The sequence below is a fragment of the Flavobacterium sp. HNIBRBA15423 genome (genome assembly GCF_052655965.1).
On sequence record NZ_CP199751.1, the window covers coordinates 1042635 to 1061555 of the forward strand.

Consider the following 18921-nt stretch of genomic DNA (forward strand, 5'->3'; position numbering starts at 1 on the left):
ACAAAACAATCAACGATGTGAAATTCATTAGTTGCTGTCTATTTTAGCCTTTGATTGATTAGTTTTCAATAAGTTAACTATTTTACTGTATAATAATCGTTCATCTAAAGGTTTTGTAATGTAGTCGTTCATGCCTATGGATTTGCATTTTTCTAAATCAACTGTTGTTACATCAGCTGTCAATGCAATGATTGGAATTTGTAAATTCATTTCATTGCGTATGTATTTCGTGGTTTCAAATCCATTCATTATTGGCATCTGCAAATCCATTAAAATAATATCATAGGAGTTGGTTTGTAGTTTTTCGATAGCTATTTTTCCGTTATTGGCAATATCATGTTTGAATTTGAAATTATCCAAAATTATTCTCATTAATAATTGGTTAAGTTTAAAATCTTCAACTACCAATACTTTTATGTCTTTAATTTCATTATCTAATTCTATTTCTCCATTTTCTAAAGGAATTTCCGTTAAGGTTTTTTCAAAACTTAAAATAAAACTAAAAGTAGAACCTTCATTTACTTTACTTTTTATAGAAATAGTTCCACCTTGTTTTTCTACCAATTGTTTAACGATGGCAAGCCCTAAACCCGTACCTCCATATAAACTAGAAGAGATAGTATGTGCTTGTTCAAAGTTTTCAAAAATAGCAGTAATTTTATTTTCTGGAATTCCAATACCTGTATCGATAACTTTAATTTCAATTGTTACTTTATCTTTGTCTTCGTGTAGTAAATTAACGTTTAAAGTAATTTTCCCATTTGGAGTAAATTTTATGGCATTGCCTATGAGGTTAATGAGAATTTGATGCAAACGAACGGAATCTCCCATTACTATTTCTGGAATTCTGGAATCATATTCTTTTACTAATTCTAAATTACTTTCCTGAATTTTTGTGTCAAACAAATGAAGAATTGTAGTTATTGATTGTGATATTTTAAATGGTGAGTTCATGAATATCATTTTTCCAGCATCAACTTTTGCTAAATCAAGGATATCATTAATTAAAAAGATTAAAGTATTTCCACTAGATTTTATGGCATCTAAATATTCTTTTTGTTTTTCGGTCAAATCTGTTTTTAACATGACTTTTGTAAAACCAATAATTGCATTCATTGGAGTACGAATTTCATGACTCATGTTTGATAAAAATTGTTGTTTTGCCATAACGGCATTTTCTGCTTTTTCTTTGTCAGTTTCAGCTTTGGTTTTTGCTTCGTTTGCAAGGCATTTTGCAGTTTCAGCCAATGCTACACTTTTTTCAATTATTTTTTGAGCTGTGGACTGATCGGTGATATCTTCAATAGCAAGAAGAAATAATGGCTCATTATTTTTTTTATTAATAATTTGTTGGGCATTTAATAGCAAAGTACGTTTACCAATGACAGGAAATTTCAGAACGATTTTAAAATCGGTAAGTAATTCTCTATTGGGAAGAATTTTTTCAAGCAGTGAACGCATTAAATTATCATCCCATTGATGGTTTTGTATTTCATAAAATAATTTTCCTTCAGTATCTTGTGCTTTGGCATTAAATTTTTTATAGAATGATGCATTTGCAATTTTTATTCGGAGTGCTGTATCAAGGACAAGGAGTGGTTCACGGATAGTAGCTACAATGCTTTCGGCAAAGTAGCGTGATGCGTTTAATTGTTCTTGTTTGTCAAGCAATTCCTGATTTACAATGGTGAGTTCTTCGTTAGTTGATTGTAGCTCTTCTTTTGATGTTTCTAGTTCTTCGTTCAAACTTTGCATTTCCTCATTGCTACTTTGCAATTCTTCGTTTGTACTTTGCAGTTCTTCATTGGCAGCTTCCATATCCTCGGTGATGAAACGCATATCTTCACGAATTTCTGAAAGTTCTTTTTCTAATTGCACATTTTGCTTTTGTATTTCAACTATATTTCCTGATAAATATTTATTTTCTTCTTGCAAAACAGGAATTTTTTTCTCGAACCGAACTAAGTAATGTGGTTCAATGGTATCTGTAATTGGAATAGTTTCTATCGTAATCAAAAATTGCTTGCCATTTGTCTTTATAGAAATATTTTCTTTAGTGACTGCTACTTGTTCCTTCATTACTTTGTGAATTGTGTTTCGCAATTCAAATGCTAATCCTTCACGTGCCATTTTTATAAGATTATGAGTAGGCTTGCCTTGTGGTGCTTGAAGGAAAGGTGTAATGTCTCCATGAATATGCACAAGATCCATTTGTTCATTCACTACCACACTTGCAGGAGATTTTGCAATCATTATTTCTTCTGCACTTTTTCTAAAATCGTTGTGAACGGTTTTTTGTTTGGCTACGGTTTTGTTTTTTGTTTTCAACGTTTCTTCTTTGCGTTCCGTTGCAATCTGCCTGAATCGTCCCAGAATGGGTTTACGCGAATAAATTTTTTCGTGTTTGTTTAACTGTGTAAATAAACTTGAAGATGTTCCAATGGTTTCGGATTTTCCTAGGAGAAGAAATCCGTTTTCTTTTAGCGAGTAATGAAAAGTAGTGAATGCTTTTTGCTGTAAAAAAACATCCATATAGATAAGCACATTACGACAAGTGATTAAATCCATTTTTGTAAATGGTGGATCTTTCAAAAAATTATGTTGAGCAAATATACACATATCACGAATGACTTTGGTTATCTCGTAATTGGTGTTGTTTTTTGTAAAATAATTTTCAAGTTGCGATTCGGAAAGTGTTTCTAAATCGGTTTTAGTATAAATTCCTGCGCGTGCTTTCTTAATTGCTTTTTCAGAAATATCTGAAGCGAAGATTTGAATTTTGGTATCACGTAATTTTGATCCCAAAAATTCCTGTAGGCAGATTGCAATTGAATATACTTCTTCTCCTGTGGAACAACCTGCAACCCATATACGAATAGGCTCATTAGTATTTTTATTTTTAAGGATTAAAGGAAAAACGGTTTTCGATAATGTTTGAAAAGTTTTCAGGTCACGGAAAAAAGAAGTTACTGGAATGAGCATATCTTGAAAAAGCGCATCCTGTTCTGCTTTATCACTGAGTAAGAGGTCTAAATAGCTGGCAATATTTTTCTCTTTTACAATTGCAATCCGCCTAGCAATCCGTCTGTGTAAAGTTAGATCTTTATAATTGGTGAAATCAACTCCACTGCGCTGATGAAGTAACAAAAGGATTTGTTTGAAAATATTTTCATCATCTTGATTTTGGTGTTTTTCTTTTTTCTGCACTTTATTTGTTTTGTTTGCATTTTTTATTTGCAAAAGCTGTTCGGGAATTTTTTCGGGAGCTAAAATAAAATCAACTACTCCTGCATTGATGGCACTTTTTGGCATACCATCATATGTTGCTGTATCCATACTCTGTGCAATGCTAATGCCTCCATGTTTTTTGACAGCCTTTAAACCTTGTGTTCCATCTTTACCTGTGCCTGATAATATTACACCTACTGCAAACTCTTTATGAACTTCGGCAAGAGATGTAAAAAAAATATCAATGGAAAGATTTATAATTTTTTTATCACGTGGATCCAGTTGGAGTACACCATCGGTTGATGTAAGAATTTTGTTAGAAGGAATAATGTAGATGTGGTCGGGTGCAAGATGAATATCTTCGGTAATTTCATGGACAGGAATTTTTGTTACCTTTTGTAAAATTTCCGGTAAAATACTTTCGTGCGATGGGTCAAGATGTTGCACTAACACATAAGCCATACCTGACTTTTCTGGTATTGCTTTGAGTAATTTTTTGAAAGCATCAAGTCCTCCTGCGCTCGCTCCAATACCTATGATTGGAAAGTTCTGTATAGTAGCAGGTGGTTGAGTTTTATTTTTTTTTGTTGCAACCATTGATAGGAGAAATAATTATTTGTAATGAATGTTTTACTTTTATTTTTCCATTGCTTCAAATATTAGCTACGGAAGTTTTTTTTAAATCTATTGGATTAGTGATGAATCATGCTGTGTCAAGTTCATTAAATTATCACTATTCTTTGATGTTTTGATGGGAGTAAATAATCGCAGTAGTATTTTCAGTTGCTTATCTTTTTTAATTTCAATGAAGATAAGTCTTTCTCGTTATCCTATTACTATCATTGAAAATTTATAATTTTTCATTTTATATTCTGTAATTGGATGAACATAAAGGTAAAACAAATAAGTGGGTCTTTGTCGTTATTTTAGCTTTATTTGTTGTTTTAATTTAATTTGTCTAATTATTTTCTAAAAAATAGACTTGTAAAATAAAATAAAAGAGAAGAAAAACTTTCTTTATTTGACAGAAATAAAGGTAAAGAAACGATGCCGTTTTTGTTATTTATGTTGTTTTGTGCAAGAATTACTTAGGTCGTTCAAGAGTTTACCATTTTCAAAAGTTAACTTTATATTTTTATTTATCGTTTTGATTTTGGTATACTAATGGTAAGTTTGTTTATTTTCATCGACTATGTCTACAACTATATTGTTTATAAAGGAGAAAATTATTTCACTACAATATCATATTTTACTAATAAGCCTTGCAAACCTTCGACTGAAAATTGTGCTTTTTTAATTTTGTTTATTTCTGGATCAAGGGCATAGTTGAAACTAGTAGTGAAATCGGCTTTGTTGAGGATGGTTTCAATGAAAACGGTTCTGCGTAAATCGCAATGGTCAAAAATCGCTTCTGTTAAATCGGTTTTCATGAAATCAGCTGCTACAAGACTGCAACCTGTGAAGCGTATTTTTTTTAATTTTAAGGCGTAGAATTTGGAATAATCCAAAAGGCAATCGGTAAAATTGAAATCATAAATGACTTGGTCTGTCATGGCAAAATTAACATTCGTAAAGTCACATTTAAAAAATTCTACACCTCTCAAGGAGACATAATTTATCTTGGTATCGTTAAAATTACATTCGGTAAACGTGCAATCGATAAAATAAACACTGGTGAAATAACAATTTCTGAAATCACAATTGACGAATTGACAATTTTCATATTCTTTGAATTTGATATCGTCTTCTTTAAAAATGACATCTGTAAATTGTTGGTTTTGAAAAAAATCGTTTGCCATGAATTGGTAATTCTTTTATCTTGAAATTATTTTTTCTTTCTTTTAGCGGCTTTTTTAGCTTCAGCGGCTCTGTTTCTTGGTGCTGTTTTTCTTGGTTTCGTTTTTCCTGGTCCGCCAAGGTTTACTTTTTTATTTTTATCTTTCTTTTCATGGAATGCAGCTCCTTTAGCTTCAGATTTTACTTTTTTTCCTATCGATTTAAACCTGCGTTTGTCTTTTTCAAATTCTAATTTCTTTTCTTCTATTACAACTGCTGTTGGTATTTCTACGACATCAATTTCCATATTCATTAGTGTTTCTACATCAAGTAAGCTTTCCTCTTCATAAGGAGCAACAAAACTAATGGCAATACCTTCTTTATCTGCACGACCTGTTCGCCCTATACGGTGCATGTATTTTTCAGGACTTTCAGAGAATTGTAAGTTGAAAACATGAGTTATATCGGAAATATCTAAACCACGGGCCATAACGTCTGTAGTAATAAGACCTCTTAATTGACCACTTTGAAAATTAGCCATAGCACTCAAACGGTAATTTTGTGTTTTATTAGAATGAATTACTCCAAATTGATCTGGAAATGCTTCATTTAGTAATTCATAAGCTAAATCAACTATTCTTTTGTTATTTACAAATAATAATACTCTTTCGGTAGTTTCATCAGTTGCTAAAAGATGTTTCAGGAGATTTACTTTCGTAAGAAAATTGGGAACATGATATAATTTTTGAGTAATCTGTTCCAAAGGTGTTCCACTTGGTGCTAATGATACTTCTTCTGGAAATTCGAAAAATTCATCTAAAACATCATCTACATCTTCTGTCATGGTTGCAGAAAACATAATATTTTGTCTTTTACTTTTCATCATCGATAAAATCGAACTTAATTGTATTCTAAAACCTAAATTTAGAATTTCATCAAACTCATCGATTACTAACTTTTGCAAAGCATCGAAACGTAATACACCATCAAGAGCTAAATCCATTGTTCGACCTGGTGTTCCTACTAAAATATCAACTCCTTGAGCTAAATCTTTACGTTGGGTATTAATATTTACACCACCATAAATTCCTAGGGAACGAACAGACATGTATTGGGTTAATTTTTCTACTTCTTCTACTACTTGAACAACAAGTTCACGAGTAGGAACCAGAATAACAACTCTAGGCGATTCGGTATTTTGAAATTTCCATTGTTTTAAAATGGGTAATAAATAGGCAAAGGTTTTACCAGTACCTGTTTGTGCAATTCCCATCATATCTCTACCTGATAAAATCACTGAAAAGGATTTTTCTTGAATAGGAGTAGGTTGAACGAATCCTAATTCGTCTAATGCTTTTTGGAGTGATTTTGGTAAATCGAAATCTTGGAATGTTTTCATTGATGCAGAATTTTGTGCAAAGGTACGTAATCTTTTTTTGGATAGGAAAAGATGTTTTGTGTAACATTGATTACAGCTTCCTCATTTAGAAATTAGTAAATTTGCATTTAAAAAAAAGAAACTATGAACACAAAATTTAATACTTTAATTAATGAAAATCAATTAGTTTTAGTCGATTTTTATGCGGATTGGTGTGGTCCTTGTAAAACAATGTCACCTATATTGCAAGAAGTAAAATCGATTTTAAAAGAGGAAATTCGTATTATAAAAATAAATGTGGACCAATATCAAGATTTAGCAAGTGAATTTAGTGTAAGAGGTGTGCCAACATTAATTTTGTTCAAACAAGGAAAAATGTTATGGAGACAATCAGGTGTTTTATCCTCTAAAGATTTGGTTTCAATTGTAAAAGAACATTTGAATTGATTTTTTTGTATTTTTAGACACTCTTATAAATAATTGTCGAAGAGTATAATTTTTTCAAACTAATATTAGATATAATGAAATTAAGAAATGGAATTGTTTTTTTAGTGTTTTTTGTTGCTATCTCTTGTGTGAAATCGCAAACAGAAGGAATGGCTTTAGTAGATGTGCTTACTTTTGAACAAAAAATGAAAGAGGAAGGAGTGCAATTAATTGATGTAAGAACACCTAGTGAATATGCAGAAGGACATTTAGCGAATGCCGTAAATATTAATATTAACGATTCTGATTTTAAAGCTAAAATAGAAGCGCTTGATAAAACGAAGCCTATTTTAGTATATTGTAAATCGGGTGGAAGAAGTGGAAGAGCTTGTAGTCAATTAAAAGAAATGGGATTTACTACTATTATAGATTTAGATGGTGGAATAACCGATTGGAAAGCTCATGAAAAACCTATCGAAAAATAAAAATATTGCCTGATTATAAAAGGAAAACCGACCTGATTGGCCGGTTTTTGTATTTTAGAAGTTAGGAGATAAGTTGTATTTTTTGTAGAAGTTATCTAGTGCTTCTAATACTTGGTCTTCGTTATCGACTATAGTAAATAAATCCATGTCGCCTGGACTTACATTATTGAATTTTTCTAATAAAGTTGTTTTTACCCAATCCATTAAACCACTCCAAAATTCGGTTCCAACTAATATAATAGGGAATTTTGCAATTTTCTTAGTTTGAATTAAAGTAATCGCTTCAAATAATTCGTCTAGTGTTCCAAAACCACCAGGCATAACTACAAATCCTTGTGAATATTTTACAAACATTACTTTTCTTACAAAGAAGTAATCAAAATTTAAGTTTTTATCTCTATCGATATAAGGGTTGAAATGTTGTTCAAAAGGTAAATCGATATTTAAACCCACAGATGTTCCACCACCAAAATGAGCTCCTTTATTACCAGCTTCCATAATTCCAGGACCACCACCAGTAATAACGCCATAACCACCTTTACTGATTTTGTAAGCAATTTTTTCAGCTAATAAATAGTATTTATCTTCAGCTTTTGTACGTGCTGAACCAAATATAGAAACACAAGGACCAATTCTTCCCATGGCTTCATATCCGTTTACAAATTCGGACATGATTTTAAAAATTGCCCATGAATCATTAGTTCTTATCTCGTTCCAAGTTCTTTGTTTGAACTTTTCTTGTATTCTTTGATCGTCGTTTTCGTATTGATCTAATGCCATCTTCTTTTCTTTTTAAGTATTTAGTATTTTTTGTATTTGTAATCGGTGTCTTAAAATATGAACAATTGCGTGTTCAATAATTGCTTCTAAATCATAAGTTGTCCATGATGTCTTAATGATAGTTTTCATCATTTCATCATCAGTCATTAACCATTTGTTTTCAAAGGTTTCAATATGGTAAACAAACATTTTATTGATTTCGATTATTGCTTGTTGAATTGATTCTATGTTGAGTTTAATTTCAATACTATTTGTATTAAAACTTTTTCTAACATAATTGGAGTAGGTATACCCAGATTGAATAATATGTGTAACAATATTTCTAATGGATTGAAAATCTTTTTCTTTTGAAATATCAGTTTTTAGAAATGATTCATTTGAAATAGCTTCTAAAACTATTTTAAGTTCATCAAGAGCTTTTTCATATTCGTCGGTTAATGCACCTATAGCACCTAATCTATATTTTATATTTTTCAAATAAGCAAAATTAAACAAGCTTGCTAAGATAATTCTTTTTTCAAAAACTGAGCTGTGTAGCTTTTTTTATTTTTAATAATTTCTTCTGGAGTTCCTTTGGCAACTAATTCTCCACCACCTTTTCCTCCCTCATAACCTATGTCAATAACATAATCGGCTAGTTTTACTACATCGAGATTATGTTCGATGATAAGTACAGTATTTCCTTTGTCAACTAATTTGTTAATCACATCCATCAAAACTCGAATATCTTCAAAATGTAGACCAGTTGTAGGTTCGTCTAAGATATAAAATGTGTTTCCAGTATCTTTTTTAGATAATTCTGTTGCCAACTTTACTCGTTGTGCTTCACCACCAGAAAGTGTTGTGCTTTGTTGACCCAGTGTAATATATCCTAAACCTACATCTTGAATGGTTTTTACTTTTCTGTAAATTTTCGGAATATTTTCAAAGAATTCTACTGCCTCATCAACTGTCATATTTAAGATATCAGAAATGGATTTTCCTTTGTATCTGATTTCTAATGTTTCTCTGTTAAAACGCTTTCCTTGACAAGTTTCACATTCTACATAAACATCTGGCAAAAAGCTCATTTCTATTGTTCTTACACCAGAACCTTCACAGGTTTCACAACGACCACCTTTTACATTGAAACTAAAACGACCTGGTTTGTATCCTCTAATTTGTGCTTCTGGAGTTAAAGTGAATAAACTTCTTATTTCAGAAAATACATCAGTATAAGTAGCAGGATTACTTCTTGGTGTTCTACCAATAGGGCTTTGATCAATATCAATAACTTTATCAATGTGTTCTAGGCCTTCGATTTTTTTGTAAGGTTGGGGCTTTTTTACAGCATTGAAAAAGTGTGTATTTAAAATAGGGTAGAGGGTTTCATTAATTAATGTTGATTTTCCGCTTCCAGAAACTCCTGTTACACATATTAGTTTACCTAATGGAAATTCTACTGAAACATTTTTTAAGTTGTTTCCAGTGGCACCTGAAAGTTTCAATGTTTTGCCGTTTCCTTCTCTTCGAGTGGTAGGAACTTCAATAGCCATTTTACCATTTAGATATTGTGCAGTAATAGTATCGTGTTTTAATATTTCTTGTGGGGTTCCTTCACTAATAATTTTTCCACCGAAACGACCTGCTTTTGGACCAATATCAATAACATGATCGGCTACTAAAATCATGTCTTTATCATGTTCTACCACAATTACAGAGTTCCCTAAATCGCGAAGACTTTGCAAAGATTTAATAAGTCTTTCATTATCTCTTTGATGTAAACCTATGCTTGGCTCATCGAGAATATATAAAACACCAACTAACTGAGAGCCTATTTGTGTAGCCAATCTAATGCGTTGTGCTTCACCACCAGAAAGGGTTTTGGAACCTCTATTTAATGATAAGTAATTTAAACCAACATCTAATAAAAATTGGAGACGAGCTGTGATTTCTTTTAAAATTTCGGTAGCGATTGTTGCTTGTTTTTCTGATAAATGTGTTGGTAAATTAGCAAACCATACTGATAATTCAGAAATGTCCATTTGCACTAAATCACCTATGTTTTTTTCGTTTATTTTGAAGTATAAAGATTCTTTTCTTAAACGAGAACCGTCACATTCTGGACAAATGTTTTCGTCCATAAACTCTTTTGCCCATCTTTTAATAGAAGAAGAACCACTTTCATCATATTGATTTTTAATAAAGTTCGAAATTCCTTCAAAATCAATTTTATAATCTTTTGTAATTCCCATGACTTTAGAAACAACTGAAAATTTTTCATTTCCACCATTTAAAATCATCTTCATGGCTTCCTCTGGAATAGTTTCTATGGCATCAGTTAATTTGAAATCATATTTTTGGGCAATAATTTCTAATTGTTTAAAAATCCAAGAAGCTTTGTATTCACCAAGAGGAATAAAACCACCACTTTTAATCGAGATTTTTGGATTTGGAATTATTTTGGATAAATTAATTTCATTTATCACCCCAAGTCCGTTACAATTTGGACAAGCTCCTTTAGGAGAGTTAAATGAAAAATTATTAGGTTCTGGATTTGGATAGGATATTCCAGAAGAAGGGCACATTAAACTTCTACTGTAAAAGCGAACTTCTTGACTTTCTTGCTCTATCACAAGCAATACATTATCTCCATGATGCATTGCTGTGTTGATACTTTCTGCTAATCTTTTTTCTGTTTCTTCATTGCTTTCAATAGCTATTCTATCAATAACAATTTCTATGTCGTGTGTTTTGTATCGATCTACTTTCATTCCGAATTCTAAATCGCGAATTTGACCATCTACACGAACTTTTAAAAACCCTTGTTTTGAGATTTGTTCAAAAAGTTCTCTATAATGTCCTTTTCTAGAACGAATAACAGGTGCTAAAATATTGATTCTTTTGCCTTGAAAATCTTCAATTATTAGGTTTTTGATTTGTTCATCTGAATAAGATACCATTTGTTCTCCCGTATTATAACTATATGCATCTGCTGCACGAGCAAATAATAAACGAAGAAAATCATAAATTTCTGTAATTGTTCCTACTGTAGAACGAGGACTTTTACTAGTTGTTTTTTGCTCAATAGCAATAACAGGAGAAAGACCATCAATTTTATCTACATCTGGTCGTTCTAAACCACCTAAAAATTGACGTGCATAAGCAGAAAAGGTTTCAATATATCTTCGTTGTCCTTCTGCATAAATAGTATCAAAAGCCAATGATGATTTCCCTGAACCAGATAAACCAGTAATAACTACTAATTTTTCACGAGGAATAGTAACATCGATGTTTTTAAGATTGTGTGCCCTAGCACCTATAATTTCAATTGTATCTTCTGTATTTAGCATAAATTTTGGCAAAACGCAAAGATACAAGTTTACAGGAATAAAAGCTAATGAAGAAAGAGATTACATTTGTGTTATTATAACAAAGTGTAATCTCTTTTTGGATAGTATATATTGATATTTAATTTGATACGAATTTTTGAAAAACAAAAGCGGTTCTATGTTGTCTTTAAACTAGGTTCGTAATTAGTAATATCGTCTCGTAACCAATCTGGCATTTCAATTGATTTACCTGCTGAAATATCAATTAGTACTTGTACACTTTTTCCTTTTGCATGAATAATTTCGTTTCCTTTTTTATCTAAACTAGTAACTAAATATTCAATTTCGAAACTTTTTGAACCTAAAGAAGATGATCTCATTTTTATGGTTGGTTCTTTTGCAGTTAATTTTAATTCTTTATAATAATCACATTCTATATGTGCAATAACAAACATATTTTTTGTCCAGTCCCATTGTTTACTAACGGAAAGCATATAATGACCACGACCAATTTGAAAATATTCAAAATAATAGACATTGTTAACGTGATTTAATGGATCCAAGTCATTCCAACGAATGTTTAAAGGCATTGAAAATTTGAAATTTTGTGTGTCTAAAGTATTCATTTTTATAAAAATTATCCTGCAAATTTAATATATTTGATTTTTAAAGTTATCTAAATTATGAAATTATTAGGAATAGGTTCTAGAATTAAACATCCTGAGCATGGAATGGGTGTTGTTACAAATGTTACATCAAAATATTATTGGGTAACCTTTATTGAAAAAGGTGTAGAAACTATTGAATTAGAGGAAGAGATTGAAATTATTGAATCTGTTGAAGATGAGGTTGACACGGTTAGTTTTTTTGAAGTAGAAAAAATGCTTAAAAGTATATTGGAAAAATACAGTGACATAGGTCCGAAAGTGTCTATTGCAGATAAGTGGAAAGGCGGAAAATTAATTTTAGAACCGGGAACACAAACTCAGAATAAAGAAGTGCCAATTGATACTTTTTTTAATAAAATAGTAATGGTGAGAGATAGAATTCGTGTTATGGAACAAAAGATTAATTCTAGTAATTTAGAACAAAGTGAAAAAATTGATTTACAGCAATATATTACTAGAATATATGGTAGTTTAACCACATTTAATGTTTTATTTAAAAATCAAAGTGATCATTTTGTAGGGGAAAAAACGAAGTAGTTTTTTTAAAAAATTTTTTAGTTTTTTTTTTCAGGACAAGACAGATATAAAAAAGCTCCAATTTTAAAATTGGAGCTTTTATTTTTATTTTTGAGTTTCTAATAATTCTATTTCAAAAATTAGGTTAGTATTTGGTGGGATTAGACCATTACCATATCCAGTTTTTCCATAGCCTAATGTTGAAGGAATATAAAGAATAGCTTTGTCACCAAAACTCATATTATTAATGCCTTCTAGGAATCCTGAAATTAAACCAGTTTTGTTTCCATATTGAAATGGAAAAGGAGCATATCCATTTTGGTTAGCTCTGTTTTGATCAAATTTACCATATTCTTTACTTACTTCTTCATAGCTACTCTCAAATAGTTTTCCATCTTCAAAATATCCTGCATAATGAATATATACTTGAGCACCATTTTCTGGTTTTATACCAGCGCCTTTTTGTATAATTATGTATTTCAAACCTGAAGGTAACTCAATGGCTTTTTCTTTATTTGTAACAAAATAAGCTTTTTTATTAGCAATGGTTTGTACCAGTTTTGCTTCTAGTTCTTTACGTTCTTGAGCTTTAATTTTTTCTTTTTCTTCTTTTTCTTTAAAATAATTCTCAAAAACCTTATCTGCTTTGAATTTTTTAGCCAATTTCCCTTTTCTAATGATTGTCACTTTCTCAATAACATCATTTTGAGCAATTGCATCAACAACATCTTGCCCTTCAGTTACATGGCCAAAAACAGTGTGCTTACCATCTAACCAAGGAGTTTCTTTGTGCGTAATAAAGAATTGACTACCATTTGTACCTGGTCCAGCATTTGCCATAGAAAGGATACCTGCTTTATCATGTTTTAATTCAGCTACAATTTCGTCTTCAAATTTATAACCTGGATCACCTCCACCTGTTCCTTGTGGATCACCACCTTGAATCATAAAATTTGCAATTACTCTATGAAATTTTAAACCATCATAAAAAGGTTTTCCTTTTAAATCGTCTTTAACAAATTTGTTGTTACCTTCAGCCAGAGATACAAAATTGGCAACTGTTACTGGAGTTTTTTCAAATTCTAGTTGTAGTACTATTTTTCCTTTTGATGTGGTTATCTCAGCAAATAATCCTTCTGCTTTTTGTGCAGTTGAAGTATAAAAAGTACTTATTAATAGTGTAAAAAGTAGGGCTATTTTTTTTGTATTCATTGTTTGTATAATTAATTTGGCATGTTTTCTAAGATTTCTATTTCAAATACTAAGTTTGTATTTGGGTCTATCATCATACGACCTGTTCTTGAGTCTTGGAAGCCTTGTGTTCCATAGGCTAAATTAGAAGGAATGAAAACTAAAATTTTTTCATTGTATTTAAGCATTTCAAAGGTTTCTATAAATCCAGCTATTAGTCCTTGTTTCTCACCATAAGGGAAAGGAAAAGGTTTGTATCCAATTTGTTGTGCTCTCATTGGGTTATAAATTCCAAATTCTTTTGCCATTTCTTCTCTATTCGTGTCAAATAAGGTACCATTTTCAAGAAAACCAGCATAGCTAACATAAATTTCTTTACCTTTTTTTGGTTTTTTTCCATCAGCACTTGATAGTATTTTATAAATTAAACCCGATTTAGTTTTAGTTCCTTCAATTTGAAGTTTGCTAATTTCTTCAGATTTAGCTTTTTTAATAACTTCAATTTTTTCAGCCTCAAGTTTTTGTTGTTCAGCTTCCTTTTTTTGTTGTTCAGCTTCGACTGAATAATAATCTTTAAAGATTTTTACAGCATCAAATTTTTTAGCATCAACACCTTTTCTAATAATGGTTATTTTTCTAATGGTGTCACTCACTTGAATAGAATCTACTACTTGTTTTCCATCCATGACTTCACCAAAAACGGTGTGTACATTATCTAACCAAGGAGTTTCTTTATGAGTAATGAAAAATTGACTTCCATTTGTTTTTGGACCTGCATTTGCCATTGAAAGAATTCCTCCTTTGTTGTGTTTTAAATCGGGATGAAATTCATCTTTAAATTTATAGCCAGGATTTCCAGAGCCATCACCAGCAGGGTCACCACCTTGAATCATGAAATCTGGAATCACTCTGTGAAATGTCAATCCATCATAAAAAGGTTTTCCTTTGTGCTCTTCTGAAACAAAAGGGTTTTTTCCTTCGGTTAGAGAAACAAAATTGGCAACAGTAATAGGAGTTTTTTCAAATTCTAATTTTACAACAATATCACCCTTGTTAGTTTCAATATTGGCATACATTCCATCTTCAAATTTTGAAAATTTGTCATTACATGAAATGAAAAAAAGAAAAATGCTTAATGAAAAAATGCTTAAATGTTTCATAAATATAAATTATTATTGAATGGTATCTCTTTTTATGTCTTTTAAAATTACGGTACAAATTAAAGGTTCGTTAGGTTTAATTCTGTTATCGTCTCCGTGATAACCAAATCCCATGTGTGAAGGAAATAAAAAAGTAACTGTTTCTCCTTTTTTCATTAGTTTGATTCCATCTCTTAATCCCATCATTATGTTTTGCTTGTCTACCACATATTGTTGCGTTTTTAATTCTTCTTTGGAATAAATGACAGCATTTTTAATATTATTGATTTCGTAATCAAAATAAGCGATATCTCCTTTTACTGGAAAATTTGTGTTTTCTTCTATTTTAGTAATATATTTATACCAATAGCCTTTATTAGAAGCAATGTATTCTTTTAATGTGTCTTTTTTTATAATGGAATCAATTAATTGTTCTTCACCAGCAATTAGCTTTTTATTTCGTTCGATAGATTCTTTAATGAAATTTCCATCCGTTTTTGAAATAGGTTTTCTTGCTTGTTGTTTTGAGCAACCAGCTGCTAATAGGATTAGTAATGCAAATATTGGAAATAATTTTTTCATTTTTATTTTTTTTCTTCTGCTAAAATAGCAATAAATTGATTGACTGTTTCTTCTAAAGTTGAAAAAGATTTTCCACCAGCTGCATTTATGTGTCCACCTCCATTAAAATGTTTTCTAGCAAATTCATTTACATCAAAATCGCCTTGAGATCTAAATGAGATTTTTATAATTCCTTCTTCTTTGTTTTCAATAAAAATTGCTGTAACTACAACTCCTTGAATACTTAAACCATAGTTTACGATTCCTTCAGTGTCTCCTTTTTTGTAGTCAAATGCATTTAATTCGTCTTGGCTTAGGGTAATATAAGAGGCTTTGTGTTCTGGTAGAATTCTTAGATTTTGTAGCGCTTTTCCAAGTAATTGTAAGCGCTCATAGCTAGAATTATCGAATAATAAATTGTGTATTTCACTATTGTTTATTCCTTTTTCAATTAAATTGGCTACACATTTATGAGTTTCTGAAGTTGTTTTTGGAAAACGGAAGCTTCCAGAATCGGTAACAATTCCTGTATATAAACAAGTTGCAATTTCTTTATTGATTAAATTATTGTAGCCCAATGCATTTATGAAATCATATATCATTTGACAAGTAGAACCATAACTTACATCTGAAAAAGTGTATTTAGCGTAATTGTCTGGTAATTGATGATGATCTATCATAATCATAGGATTAGAAAGTGTTTCTAATACTTTTTGCATGGCATCACCTGTTCGATGTATTGCATTAAAGTCTAAAGTAAAAATAAGATCACTATTTTGTAAAATAGGTAGTGCTTTGTCATATTCTCTTTCAAATATTACTACTTTGTAGGTTTCAGGCAACCAAGCTAAAAAATCAGGAAATTCGTTTGGAGAAATAAAAACTACTTCGTGATTAAGTTGCTTTAAAAAGTGAAGTAATCCTAATGAAGAACCCATGGCATCTCCATCTGGATTTCTATGTGAAATAATTGTAATTTTTTTTGGAGTATTTAATAATGATTTTATTTCTGTAATTTCTTTTTCTGAAAGCATTTTATTTTGTTAAGTATATGCCTATTCCTACAAATGTTATACCAAGAATGACTGATAACATGATGTATAATAGTGTTAATAAATAGTTTTGTGACTGTAAAAGATTAAAATTTTCTAGTCCAAATGTAGAGAAAGTGGTAAATCCTCCACACAAACCAGTTATTAATAATAATTTAAAGGCTTCGTTTTCTGTTTGATTTTTTTGGAAATATCCGACTAATAAACCTATGATAAAACAACCAATTATATTTACAAAAAGCGTGGCAATATAAGCTTTATTTGGATAAATTTTGTTTATGAATAAGTTACAAAGATAACGTAGGACACTTCCAATGCCACCACCTAAAGCTATAAAAAGTAAGTTTTTAAGCATTTTTTATCGTTTCATTGAGAAATGACTCTTTACTGTTTTTCCATTGGTTAACTCTAATACAAACCAATAATCTGAAGCGGGTAATAGATTACCGTTAAAAGTTCCGTTCCAACCATTACCTAAAGGATTAATTTGTTTTAATAGTTTTCCAAATCTGTCAAAAATATAAATTTTGCTGCTTTCTAAGCCTCTTTTTTCTAAATTTTCGATTTTCCAAGCATCATTAATACCATCACCATTAGGTGTGAAAAACTTTGGGTAATCTAAAATATAAAATGTTTCAGAAGTAATACCACAACCGTTTTTATCTCTTACATAAGCAGTATATTCATCAGCAACTAGATTGTTAAAAGTAGCAGAATCTTGATAATTAATTCCATTTAAAGAGAATTCATAGGTACCATTACCAGAAGGAATTATAGTGGCTGTATTGTTATCTGCAATATCTACAATGTTAATATTTTCTATTGTTGCTATGCTAGATTCAATTACTGTAATTGTTATAGTTTTAAAGCAATTAGTTGCATTTTCTAAAGTTACTAAATATTCTCCACCAATTGTGACTGTTATTGTTTGTGTATTTTGTGTAGGAGTGGTGTTCCATGAATAGGAATTAAAACCAGAACCTGCATCTAAAATAATTGATGAACCCGTACATAAATAAACAGTTTGGTCTAAAGCAATTTCATTAAAAATATTTACGTTTAAAGTAATAGGAATGTTATAACAATATCCTAAATTATCCACTCTTGCATAAATTATTTGTTGGAATGGAGTGGTATTAGTAAAATTTGAATTTAATTTTGTGGTTGATGTGTCATTATTGTAAAAACTAACCGTATAGCCATTTGGTAAATTTTGAAAAATTTGAGTTGCTATAGTATTTAAATTGAATGTACGAATTCCGTCTTGAATTGCATCGTCATCACAAGTTGTGAAAACATCTTGTAATATAGTTAAATCTGGTGCAAATTCTAGTTCAATTTCTGAAGTAGTACTACAAGTAGCATTGTATACAAGCTCAACTGAATATGTTCCGTTTTGAGTATTTGGATCATGAGGAGCAGGAAGTGTTAAAAGTGGATTAGTTGAAGGAGCGGTTATTGGGTTACTATTGAAGAACCATTGATAGGTTTGTACTCCAGTTGCTGTAGCATCTAAAGTTAAATCTTCTGAGGGGCAAACTGGATTTTCATCAGCAATTGTTCTATCTTGACCTAAATCAATACCTAAATTAAAACTTCCTCCTTTTAAAAATATAGCAGAATCGAAACGAGCATCATCTTCATCAGCAATAACTAATTTGATGTGATATTGTGTTCCAGGAACTACACTTGATTGTGCTGTTAAAACTACTGTTTGTCCGTTATATACAGTAGGGTACTCAGTAGGATTAAATTGGTCGAAATACTGTTCGTTTTGAGCCGGACAACCACCATTAGCTGTTATTAAAGGGTGAACGGTAGTTACTTTTACTGGAATTGATGTATTAGGAATTAGAGCTAAATTTTGATAAGAAGAAGCTCCTACAGGCTTTAAGAGAAAAGCAAAGCCATCTGAATATATACAAGGATAATTAGTATTTTCTTCATACTCTTCAGATGAAAAAATATAATCAAAACTAATCATATCTCCTAAAGGAATAAAATCAAATTCTAAAACTGTTGCATTACTAGAGTTTACATTTAAAATTTGATCGAGATCAGCATCTCCATTCCAAACAATATTATCACCACCATCAGCAGTTGGAGTTGTTGGACCAGGTGCGATAGATACCCTTCCAGTACTCAAAATGATTCCATCTTGAAAAGGAAAAGTTGTTCCTGCACCACTAAAGTAACCATAAGATAGTTCACCAGTTGGAAAATTTGCTCCAGTTACAGAAACATTACTAATTGAAGCGCAACTACTATTGATTAATACATTTTCAACTAATTGTTGAGGTGTATAATTTTCATCAATAGAAATATATTGTGAAATTATAGCTTGTGATAAGAAAAAACTAAATAATACTAAGATGTACTTCATTTTGTGTGTAAACAATTATAACCGCAA

At 30.7% G+C, this 18921-nt stretch carries 16 protein-coding genes; 3 read left to right on the top strand and 13 right to left on the bottom strand.

Annotation, left to right across the window (positions count from 1 at the left end; all coding sequences use genetic code 11):
- Positions 1-27: 27 nt before the first annotated feature.
- The 3 genes from ACULEV_RS04715 to ACULEV_RS04725 all read right to left on the bottom strand — a co-directional run bounded on the left by ACULEV_RS04715 (position 28) and on the right by ACULEV_RS04725 (position 6403).
- Positions 28-3825: a CheR family methyltransferase gene (locus tag ACULEV_RS04715; protein ID WP_445457517.1), complete on the bottom strand. Its 3798-nt coding sequence runs from the start codon at positions 3823-3825 to the stop codon at positions 28-30.
- Between the two features lie 629 nt (positions 3826-4454).
- A complete protein-coding gene (locus ACULEV_RS04720; RefSeq protein ID WP_445457518.1) occupies positions 4455-5027 on the bottom strand; it encodes a pentapeptide repeat-containing protein in 573 nt (190 codons plus the stop codon).
- A gap of 26 nt (positions 5028-5053) precedes the next feature.
- Positions 5054-6403, bottom strand: a complete 1350-nt coding sequence (locus ACULEV_RS04725) for a DEAD/DEAH box helicase (protein ID WP_445457519.1) — start codon at positions 6401-6403, stop codon at positions 5054-5056.
- A gap of 123 nt (positions 6404-6526) precedes the next feature.
- Between ACULEV_RS04725 and trxA the strand changes: the two genes are divergently transcribed.
- Together trxA and ACULEV_RS04735 are read left to right on the top strand one after the other, a co-directional pair.
- Entirely contained in the window at positions 6527-6829 is a 303-nt protein-coding gene (trxA, locus tag ACULEV_RS04730) for a thioredoxin (RefSeq protein ID WP_445457520.1), read from the top strand.
- A 74-nt stretch (positions 6830-6903) separates the two neighbouring features.
- On the top strand, positions 6904-7293 hold the full coding sequence (locus ACULEV_RS04735) for a rhodanese-like domain-containing protein (RefSeq protein ID WP_445457521.1): 390 nt from the start codon (positions 6904-6906) through the stop codon (positions 7291-7293).
- 54 nt (positions 7294-7347) lie between these two features.
- Here the strand turns inward: ACULEV_RS04735 and ACULEV_RS04740 are convergent, their stop codons facing one another.
- The 4 genes from ACULEV_RS04740 to ACULEV_RS04755 form a co-directional block, all read right to left on the bottom strand.
- Entirely contained in the window at positions 7348-8073 is a 726-nt protein-coding gene (locus ACULEV_RS04740) for an LOG family protein (RefSeq protein ID WP_445457522.1), read from the bottom strand.
- A gap of 12 nt (positions 8074-8085) precedes the next feature.
- The gene (locus ACULEV_RS04745; RefSeq protein WP_445457523.1) at positions 8086-8550 is read right to left on the bottom strand and encodes a DinB family protein; all 465 of its coding nucleotides are present in this window, start codon (positions 8548-8550) and stop codon (positions 8086-8088) included.
- A gap of 23 nt (positions 8551-8573) precedes the next feature.
- Positions 8574-11405: an excinuclease ABC subunit UvrA gene (uvrA, locus tag ACULEV_RS04750; protein WP_445457524.1), complete on the bottom strand. Its 2832-nt coding sequence runs from the start codon at positions 11403-11405 to the stop codon at positions 8574-8576.
- A 155-nt stretch (positions 11406-11560) separates the two neighbouring features.
- Positions 11561-12010 carry an acyl-CoA thioesterase gene (locus tag ACULEV_RS04755; protein WP_445457525.1) on the bottom strand — a complete coding sequence of 150 codons (450 nt, stop codon included), beginning with the start codon at positions 12008-12010 and terminating at the stop codon, positions 11561-11563.
- Between the two features lie 57 nt (positions 12011-12067).
- Between ACULEV_RS04755 and ACULEV_RS04760 the strand changes: the two genes are divergently transcribed.
- The gene (locus ACULEV_RS04760) at positions 12068-12589 is read left to right on the top strand and encodes a hypothetical protein (RefSeq protein ID WP_445457526.1); all 522 of its coding nucleotides are present in this window, start codon (positions 12068-12070) and stop codon (positions 12587-12589) included.
- An 84-nt stretch (positions 12590-12673) separates the two neighbouring features.
- On the opposite strand, the gene ACULEV_RS04765 is transcribed toward ACULEV_RS04760, so the two are convergent.
- The 6 genes from ACULEV_RS04765 to ACULEV_RS04790 are packed head-to-tail and all read right to left on the bottom strand — an operon-like array spanning position 12674 to position 18894.
- On the bottom strand, positions 12674-13780 hold the full coding sequence (locus ACULEV_RS04765; protein WP_445457527.1) for a peptidylprolyl isomerase: 1107 nt from the start codon (positions 13778-13780) through the stop codon (positions 12674-12676).
- Positions 13781-13791: 11 nt separating this feature from the next.
- Positions 13792-14919, bottom strand: a complete 1128-nt coding sequence (locus ACULEV_RS04770; RefSeq protein ID WP_445457528.1) for a peptidylprolyl isomerase — start codon at positions 14917-14919, stop codon at positions 13792-13794.
- Positions 14920-14931: 12 nt separating this feature from the next.
- Positions 14932-15480, bottom strand: a complete 549-nt coding sequence (gene gldI / locus ACULEV_RS04775; protein WP_445457529.1) for a gliding motility-associated peptidyl-prolyl isomerase GldI — start codon at positions 15478-15480, stop codon at positions 14932-14934.
- A 2-nt stretch (positions 15481-15482) separates the two neighbouring features.
- Positions 15483-16493, bottom strand: a complete 1011-nt coding sequence (locus ACULEV_RS04780; RefSeq protein WP_445457530.1) for a DHH family phosphoesterase — start codon at positions 16491-16493, stop codon at positions 15483-15485.
- A gap of 1 nt (position 16494) precedes the next feature.
- Complete coding sequence (crcB, locus tag ACULEV_RS04785; protein ID WP_445457531.1) at positions 16495-16866, bottom strand: fluoride efflux transporter CrcB; 372 nt, start codon at positions 16864-16866, stop codon at positions 16495-16497.
- Positions 16867-16869: 3 nt separating this feature from the next.
- On the bottom strand, positions 16870-18894 hold the full coding sequence (locus tag ACULEV_RS04790) for a choice-of-anchor L domain-containing protein (protein ID WP_445457532.1): 2025 nt from the start codon (positions 18892-18894) through the stop codon (positions 16870-16872).
- Positions 18895-18921 lie beyond the last annotated feature (27 nt).